Source organism: Pseudomonas vancouverensis, assembly GCF_004348895.1.
GTDB classification, from domain to species: domain Bacteria; phylum Pseudomonadota; class Gammaproteobacteria; order Pseudomonadales; family Pseudomonadaceae; genus Aquipseudomonas; species Aquipseudomonas vancouverensis.
In genome coordinates, this window is the sequence record NZ_RRZK01000032.1 from 315354 (window position 1) to 330972 (window position 15619).

The window sequence follows — 15619 nt, forward strand, 5'->3', positions numbered from 1 at the left end:
TGTGGAAGGTCACCGTCTCACTCGAGTATCGCAAAGTCCGGCTGCCCCACCGGATTCGATTTAGCCCCTCTGACATTCATCCCACGCCCCGGCGCAAAACCCGGGAAAAACATCAATCCCTCCGCTTCAAGCCGATAAGCCAGCGCCAACCGCGAGGCATCCTGCACTTCCTGCTGTGCTTCAAAGCGTTCTACGGCCTCCAGCGAAACCCCGGCTTCGCGGGACAATTGCTCCACACTCCAGCCCAGCATCGCTCGGGCCTGGGCGCAGTGGGCGGAGGTGAACTGGAAGAGGGCGATACGTTCCAGGGTGAGTTTCATCGCGTGAGAGGCCATGGTGTTCTCCGGGCTCGAGAGTGCTGATTCAAAATATACTGTGTTTTTGTACAGTTGTTTTGAGCCCGAATCAAATGCAATTTTTGATTGGTACGTTCAAGTGGACGAACGGCGCATGATGCTACTGGCCGTCCAACCCCGGCGCTTGGCGCACGATAAAGTGATCCAGATTCTCGATATTGGCGCTGAACACCCCGAACGTCTGCTCCGGGTTTTTCTTGCTCGGCACCTGCTTGAGCTCCGGCGTCACGCCATAGAAGAAGCAGTACAGTTCTTGCTCAGTGTCGATGGCGTGCTTGATTTCCTCGAGAAACGCCTTGCGTTTGCGGTAGGTGTCGATCAGCTTCTTGCTCAGGTAAACATTGACCGAGTAGGGCCGTTTCTCGAACCAGACCTTCTTCTCGAAGTCGATGCGAAAGCTCTGGGTGTAGTCCTTGATCTGCTTGATCTTGCCCCAGTAGATCAGGCCTCTGTTGTCTTGCAGGTACTCGATCTTCTTGAAGAACGAGGCGTAAGGCGCGGTGTGTTCGCCAATCTTCAAGGGCATGCGCTTGAGCAGGTCCTTGTCGTCGAAGTTCGAGACAAAACACTCCACCGGGTGGGCGAAGACGGTCGTCTTGTCGGGAGCGGATTCCCTTGTCGATGGCTCGTTGGCGCTGACGGCAGAGGAGGTTGATGAGCCATCGCGGGGCGCATCGGTCGTCACGATGGGGTCGGCAGGTTTACGCAAGTACTGGCGTCGGCTCAGTAACAATTCCGACGGGAAATGCTCCTCGCGGCTGTCATCCGATTCCGTGGCTGATGCCTTCGCGCTGACGTAGGGGCAGCCTTCGACATGCCGCGTTCCCGGCAGGTTCTTGAAGTGCGGCGTGCGCACGTAGTTCACGTTCTTGGCGTTGAAGGTGCCCAGTTCATTCGTTATGTCGAAGGCCAAACGACAGGCATCGTTGGGGCACTGGAAATGCTCCCTGGCCGAATCGAAGGCCTGGGTCTCATCGAAATTCAAATCCCGCACGTCGTAGATCGACAGCTTTTCATCAAGGCTGAGGCAGTAGGCGAGGTCGAATTTCATGGCGGGTTCGGATGGTTGAGGGCGAAGCGTATTAATAGCCGGTGAGGCGCGGTAATGCACTCAAATGCTTCAACAAGCGCAAATCCGCTGGCTATTGAGCGGTTCGCGCTTCTCGAAAACTTCCCTCAGGAATAATGCTCGTCCGCGACTTCGACCCGGTTTCTGCCGGAGCGCTTGGCATGGTACAGCGCCGTATCCGCCGAACTATAGGCGGTATCGAAACTGGTACCCACGGGATTGGCACTCACGCCGAAACTTGCGGTGATCTGCCGATTCACCGGGTTGCCGAACACGTGCCCGGCAATCGCTTCGCGCATGGCGTGGGCGAGCGCCAGGCCTTCGCTGAGGTCGCCGGCGGGGAGCAGCACGGTGAATTCTTCACCACCCACGCGGCCGATTTTTCCGCTGTCGCCGACTATCCGCCGCAGACAACCGACAATGCCCTGAATAACCGCATCGCCGGCCGGATGACCGAACTCGTCGTTCACTTGCTTGAAGTGATCGATGTCCAGAACGATCATCACCGCGCCTGTCTTCTGCAGGGTCTGCACCGTCAGGTCAATCACCGCGCTGCGGTTCAGCACGCCGGTCAGACCGTCGTGGGTGGCGCGGTATTCGAGCTGACGGGCGAGAATCTGCAATTGCGTATTGAGGGTATTCATCTCGCGCTCGGCGCGGTCGCTGCGACCGATCAGGCGACGGGTTTCACGCATCAAACGCTCAAAATGCGAGGTCATGTCCGCCAGCGAACGTCGATAGGTGTCGGCATTCGCCCCGCTCAACGCAAGAATCGAGCGCGCATGCTCCAGCGCATCGTTCTCGCTTTTGAACAAGTCGGGCGCCGAGTCATCCAGATTCCCGTTGGACATGACTGGATCGTTCATTTTTATGCTGACCTCAGGTGGTAATCGGGTGATCGTTGAAGATGATCGAGGTGAAATCGGCCTTCAGTTCCTCGCCAAACTCAAAGATCGTCTCGTCCTCTTCATCGTGATACCAGTTCACTTCAATGTGATTGCCGGCCTGGGCCGAGCGATCCAGCGCATCGAAAATGCTGAAGAGCATCTTGGTGCTGGAGCTGTTGAAGTAGGCGAGGGCGATGTTGGTGGTGATCCGCACCTCTTTGCAGCTCTCCAGAAAGCCGCGAAGTTGCTGGACGATGGGCGCGTAGAACGCCGCGGCGTTTTCTGGATAGGACTCGCCCTTGATGGACAGCAGGTGTTGATCGAAACGAAAGTCGACTTCCGGCGATGTGGCGGTGGCGTCAATGTAGAAATTATCCATTGCTTCTCTCGACTCAAATGATGGCTTTTAGGCAAAACAGGGTGGTGTCCGGATCATCCGCCCTGGGATGAAAATCAAACTCCAGCGGCGCACAGGCATCCCGCGCCATGGTCAGGAAACCCAGGCCAGCGCCCTTGCTGTCCACCGGGGTCTCTGCACGCAGGGTGACTTTGTAGGCTTGCTTGATCTCTTCCAGCGACATGCTGCGCAACGGCTCGAGCTTCTCGCGCAGGCGCTCGACTTCGCTGGTAGCCACCGGGTTGGCGCAGAGCATCAGGTGGTGCTCACCTTCACGGCTGATGCACACCGCGCCCTGGCGCAGTACCGACTCGTCGGACACGGCGGTGTGCAGCGAGTCGGAAGAGTAATGGAGGATGTTTTGCGACAGCTCGACAAAGGACGAGAACAACTTGCGCCGCGTCGGGCCGCTGACGCCGGAGATTTCCAGTTGCAGCTTCACCACTTCGGCCATCGCCGAAATGATGTGATGGGAGAAGTAACCCATGTGATAGAAAATCACGTTGCGTTGCTGGGCCAGATCGAAAAAAGTGCAGTCGTGTTGCACGGACGCAGGGTTGAACATCATCAGTTCCTAATGCGGGCACAAAAGAGGGTCAGGTCGTCGCGACGGGTCTGCTCGCCTTGCCAGTCGGCAAAGGTGCGTTGCAGCGCTTCGCAGATGAGGGTCGAAGACTGGTCGCGGTGTTCGAGGATCGTGTCGAACGCCTTGCGCTTGCCGAACGCGATGCGCTTGGGTCCACCGATCTGGTCGGTGAGGCCGTCGGTGGCGATGAAGATCAGGCTGGCCGGCGGCAAATGCACGGTGCTCACCGACCAGGCATAGTCCAGGCCACTGTCGACATAACCGACGCCGATACGCTGCCCGGCCAGGGTTTCCAGCTGATCGGCATCGGGTTTCAACACATTCAGCGACATCCGCGCACCGGCAAAACTCAAGGTGTGGGATTGCGCATCGAACCAGAAAAACGCCGCATCCAGCCCGTCATCCGACTCGGGAATGCCATCACCGCCATTGACCTGCCCAAGCATGCCCTTGACGCCGCGATTGACCGCCGACAGCAGCTTGCCCGGATCCCGCGGCCCCATCTGCGTCAGCGCCTGGGTCAAGGAAGATGAAGCGATCAAGGTCATGAACGCCCCCGGCACGCCATGCCCGGTGCAATCGGCAATCGCACCAAACCAGCCATCTGGGTATGCGCAGAAATGATAAAAGTCACCGCCGACCACATCCCGCGGTTCCCACAGCAAGGTCGCGTCATCCAGGGTCGAGGCCAGGGCATCCCGCGACGCGCGCAGCATCGCCCGCTGAATGACACTGGCGTACTCGATGCTCTGCATCATCTGCCGGTTCTTCTCGGCCTGCATGGCCGCCACCACCGCCATCAACTGCAAGCCATTGCCCAGCCCGGCGAACTGACCGTTGCGCGTGACGATAAAACCGTCGGCCAGGGCCTTCTCACCGTATTCCACGGTCTTGAAGGTCAACGCCTCGATGCTCATCTCGGCATCGACAATCAACGGCTCCTTGTCCATGAAGGCGATGCAACTCTTCTTGTCGTACAGCTCCCGGTGAAAGGGCTTGCTCATCTGCGACAGGAAAATATTGCGATTGATCAACCCCACCGGCCGTCCGTCCTCCACGACCGCCAGACACACCACATCACGCTGCGCGGTGAAGACCTCCATCACCAGGGTGTTGGTGCTCTCCAGGCTGATCGCCGGCACCTCATTACACAAATCGCCCGCACACTTGTGATCTCTGGGCAGCTTGGGATGCATGAAAGTGAAGTGTTCTGCGTTCATGGGAATCATCGCACTGGGTAAATGCGGGATGATGGCAGGGTGATGTTAATTTGATGTTACAGTTTTGATGGTTCGTGTTTGGGTGATGGTTTTTTAGGAGCCATTAGCTCCATACTTTTGCCCATCAGAAAATCTGCGACTCCGACTCATGGAGTCAGCCCGGTGGGAGGTGGCATGTGACGGAGCGGATAGAGGTATCGATGAGCGAAACCCAATCCAGGTTTTTTGAGCTGGCTGATCGGGCATGGCAGGGAGACAGAGTTGTGATCTTCAAGGATGGTAAGCCCTACCTGGACTTGCTGCCTTGTGCTAAGACCTATCGGGTGCGAACGCCCGGTCGCTTGAAAGGAAAAATTCGGCTTTCGGCGGACTTTGATAGCGCCTCTCAGTCCGAATTCGATGAATTTGATCTTCAGTGCTGAGCCTGTTGCTTCTTTAGTGGGAAGGTTTCGGTTTGGTGTGCAAACCTCTACTAATCCAAAACTGCCGCAGATCTCCTGTGGGAGCTAGCCTGCTAGCGATTCATAAGAGCAAACCAAATCAGGCACCAATACTTGTGGCGATTGAGCTTGCTCCCGCTAAACCACGGAGCGGCTCCAAATCCTCCACTCCCGAAAATTTCAGACCAGATTGGCATCTGCCATAAAAAATGGCTGCCTCAAAACCAGACAGCCAGATTTTTGTTTCAGAACAATCAGAATCCCCGCATTACTCGCGATGCCTTCCGCCACCACGACTCACGCCGATTGAATGGATCATCCGCCAACACACAGGGCATATCCCGCAACCGAATCCAGGGTTCATTCTGCCAATGCAGCAAGCCAAGTGACATCTGAGGCCAATCCAGCACACTCAACGTCGGCCGCTCCACCATCCTTGATGGGCGAGCATCGCGTAGTGCCGGCACTACCTGATGCGTTAGCCACTCTCGCAGCAATCGATTCTCGGGGCAGTAGTGATACACCAGCAACGCGTATGCACCTGATTCACTCACCATCAGGAGCTCTTTCGCAGCGCCATAGACGTCGACGATCATCAGCTGTCTTTGGTCCGCATCAAGCTTGCGCGTCGTACGCTCATCCAGATGCTTGCCCATCAGACGCCCAAGATCATGCGCGCAGAACCACGCCTGATTCTCCAGGAGTAGGGCATGCAGGTGAATGTTGTGGCGGGTGAAAAGGGTCGGGATATGTGAGTCAGGCATGGCGTACCTCCTGAAGCGGAAGCACGAGATTCAAACGTTGGGTACGACAAATCACCTTCATCATGAAGGTCGAATAGTCAGGCATTTCCATTACCTCTGGCTGCTTTCTTAGGGCATTCGTTAAGGGTGTCGGGAGCTAAGAAACCCACCAGAGACGGGCCGGACATATTCCCCTTTCGGGTCTTGTATTCGCCCACTCCCGACATAACGGGACTTTTTCGCAGGCGTAGAGAAACCGCAGACGAAAAAAAGCCGCATGACTGTCGGGTGCGGAGGGCCGCTCTGGTTTGTAGAGTTTCTTAGGCTCGCTGGAAGGTTAAGATCAACTATATGCTTGGGTCAAGCTGAGCTTTCGTTAGCGATCTTGGGCATTTTTCCCCAATGACATCGAGGCGACTCAACAGATTGGATAAAATCTCCCCTTCCGCTTTTAACTCGCATTCCCATACGATTAATACGGTCCATCCCATCGCCTTCAATTCTGCCTGCTGCCTTACATCCCGCTCGACGTTCTTTCGGAATTTCTCACCCCAGAATTCGGTATGAGTTGAAGGAAAAGTAGAATAGCGGCAGCCAGGGTGACGGTGCCAAAAGCAACCATGTACAAATATACAGGTCATCAATTTGGGCAGTACAATATCGGGATTTCCAGGGAGGTCCTTCCGATGAAGGCGGAACCGGTAGCCATGAGCGTGCAAAAAACGTCGAACCCTGAGTTCAGGCTGAGTATTTTTCCCGCGAATACTAGACATCATCCGCGATCGTGTCACTTGATCTACAACATCCATCCTGATCACTCCATTGCAGAATCACCATATGAATATTAAACAACCTTTGCAGGTCGTGGACCTTTTTGCTGGGCCTGGCGGGCTAGGTGAGGGTTTTTCTTCTCTTAACGAAGGAAACAGCTTTCAAGTAGTTGTGTCTGCAGAAATGGATACTCATGCAAGAGCGACGTTAAGACTTAGGGCTTTCTTCAGGGCTCTGAAAAAGGATAATCCCGATGCTTTAGATGATTATTACAATTATTGTGAGTCAGCTGAGATTGCTCAGCCTTGGACTAAAAGGAGCCAAGAACAATGGCTTCATGCTGATGGAGAAGCTCGACAAATTCGCTTAGGAAGCCCCGAAGGTAATAGTGAATTAGATTCAATTCTGGAAAAAAAACTTGATGTTAATCGACCGTGGGTGCTAATTGGAGGACCTCCATGTCAAGCCTATTCAATTGTCGGTCGTGCGCGAAATAAAGGAAATTCTGAATACAAAGCCGAAGAAGATCATAGGCATTTTTTGTACCGTGAATACTTGAGAATAATTCAAAGCAAGCGGCCCGCAGTTTTTGTAATGGAAAATGTAAAAGGCATTTTGTCATCTCAAGTTGGAGGTAAACAAATATTCCCCCAAATACTCAGGGATTTGGCGGATCCTGATTCTGCCTTGGGTATTACTGATTCAATTAAGCCGAAGTATAAGATTTTCTCATTGGCTAGCGAGGATGTGTACGAGAGCGGTACTGATCCGCAGTCGCTGAATTTACATAATTTTGTTATTAAGTCAGAGGATTATGGAATCCCTCAAAATCGACACCGAGTAATACTGGTAGGTGTATCGGAAGAGTTGGCCGGTAAGTTTGAAGATTTCAAGCTGGTTAGTAGAAATAGTCCCTCCGTAGGCCAAATGATTCAAGGCTTGCCAAAGCTGAGGAGCACTTTGTCGAGAGGGAACGACTCCGCAGATATATGGTGCAGTGAGATAATTTCACATCTCGATGATTTGCATCGGTCACTAGCTACTAAGGGGGAGGATCTATTACTAAAGCATAAAATTAAGATAGTAAGGGACTCTTTTTCTGGTGCTAGGTATTCAAAGGGTGCATTGCGATTAAAGAAAGCGCTAGGCAGTGGAAAACAATTTGAAAACCAAGATTTGGATAGTTGGTTTAATGATAAGCGCTTGGGTGTCTGGTTGAACCACGAGGCTCGTAGTCACATGACGTCTGACCTCAAGCGTTATATTTATGCATCCGTCTTTGCTGATGCACATAAAGCGTCCCCTAAAGGACATAAAGAGTTTGATTTGCCCGGCCTCGCACCGGATCATAAAAATTGGGAAACAGGAAAATTTAGTGATCGATTTAGGGTGCAAGTAAAAAATCAGACTTCCTCGACCATTACGAGTCATATATCGAAAGATGGTCATTATTTTATTCATTATGATCCAAATCAATGTAGAAGTTTGACTGTGCGTGAGGCCGCGCGACTTCAAACTTTTCCAGATAACTATTTTTTCCTGGGAAATAGAACTCAGCAGTTTCATCAAGTAGGGAATGCCGTACCTCCACTTCTTGCACATCAAATAGCTAAAATTGTTGAGCAAATGATAAATGGACTGTCAGCGTAATGGTGCAGTACTTCAAAAGTAAGTCTTTTGTAAGAAACCAGCGCTCTGGCACTCAGGATAGAAAAGCTCAAAAAAGTTTCGAATGATTTCTTGCACTTTTTTTGGGGCTGTGTAAAAAATGATGGCCTAATCATGGCGTAGATGAGTGGCGTCATTGAAATTACAAATGAGACAAGGAGTGTTGATGTGTTTTGTATATTTGAGATTTTGTCCTTCTCTTCTAGAGGCGAAGAGAGATGAAGGAAATAGAGCATCCTCCTCACGCTGCCTCCTTGCTGGAGTCCATGAGGTCGATTGGATACACCTTGGAGTCTGCGTTAGCTGATATTTTGGACAACAGTTTATCTGCAAACGCCAAAAGTGTTGATATTGAATTTCGACCATCTGATGAGCCCTATATCGCGATAATTGACGACGGTCATGGGATGTCATCAGTCACTCTAGAACGAGCCATGCGTCATGGAAGTACCAACCCTCTGGAACTTCGCGCTGTTGATGATATGGGGCGCTACGGATTAGGGTTAAAGACTTCCTCTCTATCACAATGCCGAAGGATGACAGTAATCTCCAAACAGGAGTCCGTTGTCACGGGATTATGTTGGGACTTAGATGTCATCATTGATCGTCAATCATGGGTAATGCTCAAACTAGACAAAGAGGATTTGGCTAGTATTCCACATATTGATGCATTAGATAAAAAGAAAAGTGGTACTTTAGTTCTATGGCAAAAATTAGATAAGTTGATCGCCGGAGAGGCTTCGGTCGAGGCTGCTCTTGTAGGGAAAATGGCGCATGTTTATGATCATTTATCCTTAGTATTTCATAGATTTTTATCTAAGGAGGATAAAAATCCAAAAGTAAGTATTTCTATAAACGGAAAAAAGCTACCCCCTGTTGATCCTTTCTTGACTGATCACCAAGCAACCCAAAGTCTTGAGCAAGACTCCTTCTCTATAGATGGAGAAAAAGTTGTCGTTAAGCCGTTTATTATTCCTCATCTGAGTAAGCTTTCGGTAGAGCAAATACAACTTGCCGGAGGTACAGAGGGGATACGTAATCACCAAGGCTTCTATGTTTATAGAAATAGACGGTTGATAATATGGGGCACTTGGTTTCGTCTTGCGAGCAAAGATGAGTTAAGTAAATTGGCTCGTGTCAGAGTTGATATTCCTAACTCTTTAGATCACTTGTGGACGCTTGATATAAAAAAATCGGCCGCTCATCCGCCAGAGATTGTTCGTAAAAATTTAAAAAGAACTATCGATAGAATAAGGATGGTAAGTGGTCGAACCATCAAGTTTCGTGGTCGAATTGCTGAAAAAATCGATTTTACTCCGACATGGAATGAGGTGGTAGATAGAGACGGTGTCAGGTTCGACATAAATAGAGAACACCCAATAATTAAAGACTTCCAATGTGGATTGCCAAGTAAGGGGGCTGAAAGTTCTTTCGAAATTATATTAAGGATAATCGAAGGCTCCTTTCCGGCAGATGCTCTCTATTCCAGAATGGCGTCCGATATGAAACCAGGTTTCAATGGAGAGTACTTAGAAAAGCAGCTGCGCGAAATGGCAATGACGCTATTTGAAGGAATCGCGAATGAATCCCCCATTCGAAACCATCTACTATCAACGTTGCACGTGATAGAACCATTTAATCTTTATCCTGCGCTCACAAGAAAAATTGTAGAGGAGCTAGAACGTCTTGAACAGTAAACCAGTAGACTTCCTTTCTGCCAATGCCCAGCGCCTTGAAGTCGCTGTGTCTACGTCTCTTGCTGTAGATCGCGTGCCCACAGAGCTCGAGATATTTGGGTTGGCGAGCGCACTGCGTAAAATCGAGATGTACGCAGTTTCTGACCAAGAATTTGACATAGTAATAAAGAAGCTCCATGTCGCTCTGGCCGTGGATATGGGAGTGGGCAGTTACGTAGTCAATGAGCATGATCCTTGGCTTCAAGCAAGGAAGGCTCAAATAAATCCATTTTATTGGGGCAGGTACAAGACGGATTTAATCAAGCAGGGGTGGGGGGCAAAGGTAGTAAACTCACTTGATAAAGTAACTGATGAAATACTGGATTTGATGGGTAACCCAGTTGGAAAGTCAGGTTGGCCTCGTCGTGGGCTGGTTATGGGGGATGTGCAGTCTGGTAAGACTTCAAACTATACTGGATTAATATGTAAAGCAGCAGATGCGGGTTATAAGTTAGTGATTCTCCTAACGGGCACTTTGGAAAGTTTGCGTCGACAGACACAGGAGCGGTTGGATTCCGGGTTTGTGGGATTAGATAGCTCTGGAGTTGTGTATAGCAATAGTCGAAATAGAAAGCGCAAAGAGATAGGCGTTGGTTTAATAAATGCGACTAGAAGCGCGGGTGTTTTTACGTCAACTGTTGCTGACTTTAGGGCTACTACAGTCAATCAACTTGGCTTCAGGCTGCGGGATTATAATGAGCCAGTATTGCTTGTGGTTAAGAAGAACAAAAAAATCATAGAGAATTTAACCGAATGGTTAAAAGATTTCAATGCTGAATCTTCAGGAAAAATTGATCTCCCCTTACTCCTTGTTGATGATGAAGCAGATAATGCATCTATTAATACTAGTCCAAAAAAAGCAACAGCGATAAATAGCGGTATTCGAACGCTGCTGAATATATTTCCCAAATCAAGCTATGTCGGGTTTACAGCTACTCCATTTGCGAATGTTTTTATTAATCCTGAAACGACAAATGAAATGGAGGGGGATGATCTTTTTCCGCGTGATTTTATCTATGCGTTAGATGCTCCAACCAATTATTTAGGTGCTTCGGCGATATTTGGAGATGAATCCAGGGTTGACTGCCTGCAAGAAATATCTGATGCGGAGGCGGCATTCCCAAAGGGACAAAAATCGGACAGCCCGGTAGATTGTGTTCCAGACTCATTGATGGAGGCTGTTAAGTGCTTTCTAGTGGCCAATGCGATTATGGATTTGCGCACGGGGATGCCGAAACATAGGTCGATGTTGATCAATGTTAGTCATTTTACGCTTATTCAGGATCAAGTTAAGGATATAGTTGACTTTGCACTTCGTGGTGTACAGGACGATATTAGAAGTTATTCGTCACTCAAGGTTTCTGAGGCGATTAAAAATAATACAATCAATGAGTTGCGAGATATATTTGTAAAGCACTACAGCAATCATGGTTGTACTTGGGAGCAAGTACAGAGAACATTAGCTACTGCTGTGCTTCCTATAGAGGTTAGATCGGTCAACCAGAAGAGTGGCGGAGCTAGCCTAAACTATGCTTTATACAAAGAAAACGGTCTCCGTGTAATTGCTGTTGGCGGAAACAGCCTCGCTAGGGGGCTCACGCTTGAGGGGTTGTGTGTAAGTTACTTTTATAGAACCACTCAAATGTATGACGCTTTGTTACAAATGGGCCGCTGGTTTGGCTATCGGGTCGGTTATGAAGATCTGCTCAAAATATGGATGCCGGAGGAGACTATTAACTGGTATTCGTTAATATCAGAAGCTACTGATGAGCTGAGAGGCGAAGTTCGACGCATGCAGCTCTCTCGCCTAAAGCCAATAGATTTCGGACTTCGTGTCCGCTCTCACCCTGATTCATTAATAATTACAGCCAGGAACAAAATGCGCGATTCGGAATCGATCGTGCACACGTTGTCAATTAGTAAAGAAAGCTTGGAGTCAGCGCGATTGCTAAGTGACTCAAACGCAATTTCTTCTAATCATAAGGCGACACAAGCATTAGTTAAAAAGATTGAGGCTTCGAATTTTCAGGTCGATAGTAAATATGATTTTCCCGTTTGGATAGGTGTCAGCAAGGCGGTTGTGGTTGAATTTTTAAATAATTTTATTAGTCATCCTCTTAATTTAAAACTACAGTCGAAAGATCTCGCTGATTTTATTGGAGGCTCAAATGATTCAAAACTTGACTCTTGGTATGTTGCGATTCCAAGAGGCAGTGTTAGTGCTTACGAATTATCTCCAGGTCGTATGGTTTCCCGCAGAAGCCGTAAAATTGAAGTAGATCTTGATAAACAATCGTTGTTGGTTAACGAGAAAAAGATGAGGGTTGGGTCAGCAGCAGATGAAAAAATTGGTTTGAAAGAAAGCGATATTGTTGAGGCAGAGCAAATTTTTCGTGAAAACCCTAAGAACAAAGATAAAAAAAATGTCCCTGGCAAGGCATATAACGAAGTTCGTAAGTTTCCATTGCTTTTGATTCACCTAGTTTGGCCGGAATTTGGTGATCAAAAGTATACTCCTTTGTCAGCGGATAGCTCTTTGGTTGCAATCGGTTTAAGTTTTCCAGAGCTTATTGCTGGTAGCCAGAAAATGACTTATCAGATAAATATGGTTGAGTTGAGAAGTCTCTTGGCTAAAGAAGTTAGCAGCTTTGAGGGTGATGAGGACGAGGATGAAAATGTCGACGACTAAATGTTTGTCAATCTGGCAATCATTAAGACCCGAGCCTCCGCAATCTGTATTCAAGCGGTATGACACGACGCACCCTTTGGATTTCTACCTGGGGCTCGATGGAGACGGCCGACATTTATTGTTGTTTGTCACCTCACAAGAACCGCCACATCAATTAGATATGCGAGCGATCAGGATAAGGAAGAACTCTAGGGATGATGGCCGATGGGCTTTACTATTGACTCTGGATGACTCTGGGCTTTTGGAGATGTTCTCTTTATTGAGCGAAGACTTGATCGAGCACTCAAGAGAAATAAGAGGGAGTACGAGCCCTTTAACTTTCGTACTTCGTCGTTTGAGTGGTTGGCGACATTTGCTCGAGCGTGCTTCTGATGATTTGTTGCCTTTAAATAGCATTAGGGGCTTGTGCGGTGAGTTGATTTTTCTGGAAAAACTTATTGACCATTTGGGCTGTGAGGAGGCTGTAAGGGCTTGGGTGGGGCCCTCTGGGGCCGATCAGGATTTTCAATTAGGTTCCAGTGCTTGGGAAGTGAAGACAATAAGGCCAGATGCAGAAACGGTAATTATTGCATCAGAAGCTCAATTGAATGATTCTATTTACGACATTGATCTGATGATTGTCGAACTTGCGGATGTTAGCACTAGCTCTGAAAACCGTCTTACTTTGAATTTACAGGTGTCGAAGCTACGGAACAAGCTTTCCAGTTGTTATGAAGCATTGGTCCAGTTTGACAATCAAATTCTAGTTGCAGGCTATGTGGCGCGGGAGGAGTATGAGCATTACTCTTTTAGATTGCGGGGTTTATACAGATATACGGTGGTCGAGAGTTTTCCCTGCATTATGAGGACGGCTTTACCTGATGGTGTTAAAAATGTTTGCTACGAAATTGAGTTGAAGGCGTTGGAGAATTATTTGGTAGAGCGGACTTCTTATTAATTGGAGGTGTACTTTGACGCTGCAGGAGTTTCATCGGGAGTTTTTAGAGTCCGTACGATCTCGCGCGGAGTCCGCTAGAGATTTTCTTAGTGCGAGTTTTATCGAAGAGTGTGGCAATAGATTAATTGATGCTGAGCAGTTTTCAAGCTTTGAAAGCTGTAGGTTTGAAGGTGTAAGTAATAAAAAAAAGCTGCGTATTGATGGTTATTATCTCGATGATGCAGACAATTCTTTGTCTTTGTTAATCGGTAATTTTTTGAATGAAGATGAAATTATAAATTTTAATACTGATGAAGTGAAAAAAGCCTTTATTAGCGTTAAAAATTATGTGCAGGAATCGCTAGACGGCTTTGTAACTGATGGCGAATTTGACGAAAGCCAACCAGGTTACGGACTAGCATGTGACCTGATGGATTGGCAGGCCAAGATATCAAAATTTCGATTTTATTATGTTTCTGATGGGCAATTGAAATCCCGTATGAAGGATTGGCCGGAGGATGAGATAAATGGCATTCCATCGGAGTTTCACATTTGGGACATATCGAGATTTCACATCGCTTATATTTCTGCTACAGGGCGAGATGAGCTTATAGTTGAGTTTGAGAGCTCCAATCAAAGAGGATTAAGCTGTCTCGCTGCTGCGGAATCTGACGGTGATTATAAGGCTTATCTGTGTATGATTAGTGGTGACATGCTCGCTGATATCTACGAGGGGTATGGAAGTAGGTTGCTGGAAGGGAACGTCCGTACATTTTTGAGTGCAAAGGGCAAGGTTAACTCAAAGATTCAGAATACAATAAGAATCCAGCCAGAAATGTTCTTTGCGTTTAATAATGGTATTGCTGCAACTGCAGAAAACGTCGTATTGGAGGAGGGTAATAGCGGACTTCGAATTGTTAGTGCAACTAATTTACAGATAGTAAATGGTGGCCAGACTACGGCTTCTCTGGCATTGGCTAAAAGGGGCAGTGCGGGAAAAAAAGATGGCGCTGATCTTTCTAAAATCATGGTTCAGATGAAGCTTTCGGTGTTACCACCAAAAAAGGCTGGAGAGCTAACGCCAGAAATAGCAAGATATGCAAATAGCCAGAACAAAGTGAGTGATGCAGATTTTTTCTCCAACCACCCCTATCACGTACGGTTGGAGGAGTTTTCCCGTCGTATTTTTGCCCCCTCAACTGGTGGCGCACAGCACGGTACTCACTGGTTTTATGAAAGAGCTCGCGGTCAGTACTTAAATGAACAAGCTAAACTATCAGGCGCGCTCAAAACTCAGTTCTCTCTACAAAACCCACGCAAGCAGTTATTTTCTAAAACGGATGTAGCCAAGCTTGAAAATACTTGGCGGGAATTACCCCATAAAGTGAGTTTGGGTGCTCAAAAAAACTTTATGATATTTGCTGATGTTATAGCTAAAGCCTGGTCTTCTGATGGTAAGGTTTTCAATGAGGATTATTATAAGAATATAGTTGCTCTAGCAATTATGTTCAGGCATACAGAGACTGTTGTGTCGCAACAAGAGTGGTACCAAGGTGGTTATCGGGCAAATATTGTGACTTATACGTTGGCGAAACTTCATAATATGGTTTCTGAGCAGGCGCTAGGGAAGCAGCTAAGTCTTCGCGGGGTATGGGATAAGCAATCCGTGACTGGGCCTTTGTCACAGCAAATTGAACTTATAACTAAGTATGTATTTGAAATTCTGACTGATCCTGATCGCCCGAAGGAAAACGTAACCGAGTGGGCAAAGATGCAGGCTTGCTGGGATCAGGTTAAGGAGCTATCGATTAAATTTGTACCTGGGTTCTTTGAGTCTTTGCAAGACTTGCGAGCCAGCATTGAAGATGTTGGCGCATCAAAAGTGGCTCAGAAAACAGATGATGGAATCGCAATGCAAGTTTCTGTGATTGAAACTCCTTCATTTGAATGGTCAAGAATGCTCACTTGGGGGGTTAGAGGGGGACGACTAACTCCTAAGCAAGAATCACTTTTAAAAATTGCCGCCCAAATTCCAAACAAAATTCCGACAGAAAAACAATGTGCTGAAATTGTTAGGATAAGGGCGTCACTTATAGATCAAGGATATATTTCGTTGTGAGCTTTAAAGTTTATATCGGGAA

Annotated in this window: 14 protein-coding genes; 6 read left to right on the forward strand and 8 right to left on the reverse strand. The window is 48.0% G+C overall.

The window, feature by feature from the left end; translation table 11 throughout:
- Positions 1-17: 17 nt before the first annotated feature.
- The 6 genes from EIY72_RS25645 to EIY72_RS25670 form a co-directional block, all read right to left on the reverse strand.
- Positions 18-335, reverse strand: a complete 318-nt coding sequence (locus EIY72_RS25645) for a helix-turn-helix domain-containing protein (RefSeq protein WP_093215123.1) — start codon at positions 333-335, stop codon at positions 18-20.
- Between the two features lie 121 nt (positions 336-456).
- On the reverse strand, positions 457-1407 hold the full coding sequence (locus tag EIY72_RS25650) for a hypothetical protein (protein WP_093215128.1): 951 nt from the start codon (positions 1405-1407) through the stop codon (positions 457-459).
- 125 nt (positions 1408-1532) lie between these two features.
- Positions 1533-2276 carry a GGDEF domain-containing protein gene (locus EIY72_RS25655; protein WP_093215133.1) on the reverse strand — a complete coding sequence of 248 codons (744 nt, stop codon included), beginning with the start codon at positions 2274-2276 and terminating at the stop codon, positions 1533-1535.
- Positions 2277-2304: 28 nt separating this feature from the next.
- A complete protein-coding gene (locus EIY72_RS25660) occupies positions 2305-2691 on the reverse strand; it encodes a DUF1987 domain-containing protein (RefSeq protein WP_093215142.1) in 387 nt (128 codons plus the stop codon).
- 13 nt (positions 2692-2704) lie between these two features.
- Complete coding sequence (locus tag EIY72_RS25665) at positions 2705-3274, reverse strand: SiaB family protein kinase (RefSeq protein WP_093215147.1); 570 nt, start codon at positions 3272-3274, stop codon at positions 2705-2707.
- Between the two features lie 2 nt (positions 3275-3276).
- On the reverse strand, positions 3277-4491 hold the full coding sequence (locus tag EIY72_RS25670; RefSeq protein WP_231985583.1) for a SpoIIE family protein phosphatase: 1215 nt from the start codon (positions 4489-4491) through the stop codon (positions 3277-3279).
- A 224-nt stretch (positions 4492-4715) separates the two neighbouring features.
- Here EIY72_RS25670 and EIY72_RS25675 point away from each other — a divergent pair, with 224 nt between their 5' ends.
- Positions 4716-4937: a type II toxin-antitoxin system Phd/YefM family antitoxin gene (locus EIY72_RS25675; protein WP_165939614.1), complete on the forward strand. Its 222-nt coding sequence runs from the start codon at positions 4716-4718 to the stop codon at positions 4935-4937.
- Positions 4938-5209: 272 nt separating this feature from the next.
- Here the strand turns inward: EIY72_RS25675 and EIY72_RS25680 are convergent, their stop codons facing one another.
- Together EIY72_RS25680 and EIY72_RS25685 are read right to left on the reverse strand one after the other, a co-directional pair.
- Positions 5210-5719 carry a BRO-N domain-containing protein gene (locus EIY72_RS25680; protein ID WP_093215157.1) on the reverse strand — a complete coding sequence of 170 codons (510 nt, stop codon included), beginning with the start codon at positions 5717-5719 and terminating at the stop codon, positions 5210-5212.
- A 326-nt stretch (positions 5720-6045) separates the two neighbouring features.
- Positions 6046-6507, reverse strand: a complete 462-nt coding sequence (locus EIY72_RS25685; protein WP_093215161.1) for a very short patch repair endonuclease — start codon at positions 6505-6507, stop codon at positions 6046-6048.
- A gap of 28 nt (positions 6508-6535) precedes the next feature.
- On the opposite strand from EIY72_RS25685, the gene EIY72_RS25690 reads away from it, so the two are divergent.
- The 5 genes from EIY72_RS25690 (at position 6536) to EIY72_RS25710 (ending at position 15597) form a co-directional block, all read left to right on the forward strand.
- Entirely contained in the window at positions 6536-8119 is a 1584-nt protein-coding gene (locus EIY72_RS25690) for a DNA cytosine methyltransferase (RefSeq protein ID WP_093215164.1), read from the forward strand.
- Between the two features lie 236 nt (positions 8120-8355).
- On the forward strand, positions 8356-9834 hold the full coding sequence (locus EIY72_RS25695; RefSeq protein ID WP_093215168.1) for an ATP-binding protein: 1479 nt from the start codon (positions 8356-8358) through the stop codon (positions 9832-9834).
- On the forward strand, positions 9824-12562 hold the full coding sequence (locus EIY72_RS25700; RefSeq protein ID WP_093215173.1) for a Z1 domain-containing protein: 2739 nt from the start codon (positions 9824-9826) through the stop codon (positions 12560-12562). Before EIY72_RS25695 ends, EIY72_RS25700 begins: the two co-directional genes overlap by 11 nt.
- Positions 12549-13499, forward strand: a complete 951-nt coding sequence (locus EIY72_RS25705; RefSeq protein ID WP_231985584.1) for a PD-(D/E)XK motif protein — start codon at positions 12549-12551, stop codon at positions 13497-13499. The genes EIY72_RS25700 and EIY72_RS25705 overlap by 14 nt, the downstream gene beginning before the upstream one ends.
- A 13-nt stretch (positions 13500-13512) precedes the next feature.
- The gene (locus EIY72_RS25710) at positions 13513-15597 is read left to right on the forward strand and encodes an AIPR family protein (RefSeq protein WP_132680178.1); all 2085 of its coding nucleotides are present in this window, start codon (positions 13513-13515) and stop codon (positions 15595-15597) included.
- The last annotated feature ends 22 nt before the right edge of the window (positions 15598-15619 follow it).

Excerpts from the sequence above, each read along its gene's own strand:
- EIY72_RS25675 (WP_165939614.1), top strand. The coding sequence starts at position 4,716 with ATGAGCGAAACCCAATCCAGGTTTTTTGAGCTGGCTGATCGGGCATGG.
- EIY72_RS25660 (WP_093215142.1), bottom strand. The coding sequence starts at position 2,691 with ATGGATAATTTCTACATTGACGCCACCGCCACATCGCCGGAAGTCGAC.
- EIY72_RS25705 (WP_231985584.1), top strand. The coding sequence starts at position 12,549 with ATGTCGACGACTAAATGTTTGTCAATCTGGCAATCATTAAGACCCGAG.
- EIY72_RS25695 (WP_093215168.1), top strand. The coding sequence starts at position 8,356 with ATGAAGGAAATAGAGCATCCTCCTCACGCTGCCTCCTTGCTGGAGTCC.
- EIY72_RS25690 (WP_093215164.1), top strand. The coding sequence starts at position 6,536 with ATGAATATTAAACAACCTTTGCAGGTCGTGGACCTTTTTGCTGGGCCT.
- EIY72_RS25670 (WP_231985583.1), bottom strand. The coding sequence starts at position 4,491 with ATGCATCCCAAGCTGCCCAGAGATCACAAGTGTGCGGGCGATTTGTGT.
- EIY72_RS25650 (WP_093215128.1), bottom strand. The coding sequence starts at position 1,407 with ATGAAATTCGACCTCGCCTACTGCCTCAGCCTTGATGAAAAGCTGTCG.
- EIY72_RS25685 (WP_093215161.1), bottom strand. The coding sequence starts at position 6,507 with ATGGATGTTGTAGATCAAGTGACACGATCGCGGATGATGTCTAGTATT.
- EIY72_RS25655 (WP_093215133.1), bottom strand. The coding sequence starts at position 2,276 with ATGTCCAACGGGAATCTGGATGACTCGGCGCCCGACTTGTTCAAAAGC.
- EIY72_RS25680 (WP_093215157.1), bottom strand. The coding sequence starts at position 5,719 with ATGCCTGACTCACATATCCCGACCCTTTTCACCCGCCACAACATTCAC.
- EIY72_RS25665 (WP_093215147.1), bottom strand. The coding sequence starts at position 3,274 with ATGTTCAACCCTGCGTCCGTGCAACACGACTGCACTTTTTTCGATCTG.
- EIY72_RS25645 (WP_093215123.1), bottom strand. The coding sequence starts at position 335 with ATGGCCTCTCACGCGATGAAACTCACCCTGGAACGTATCGCCCTCTTC.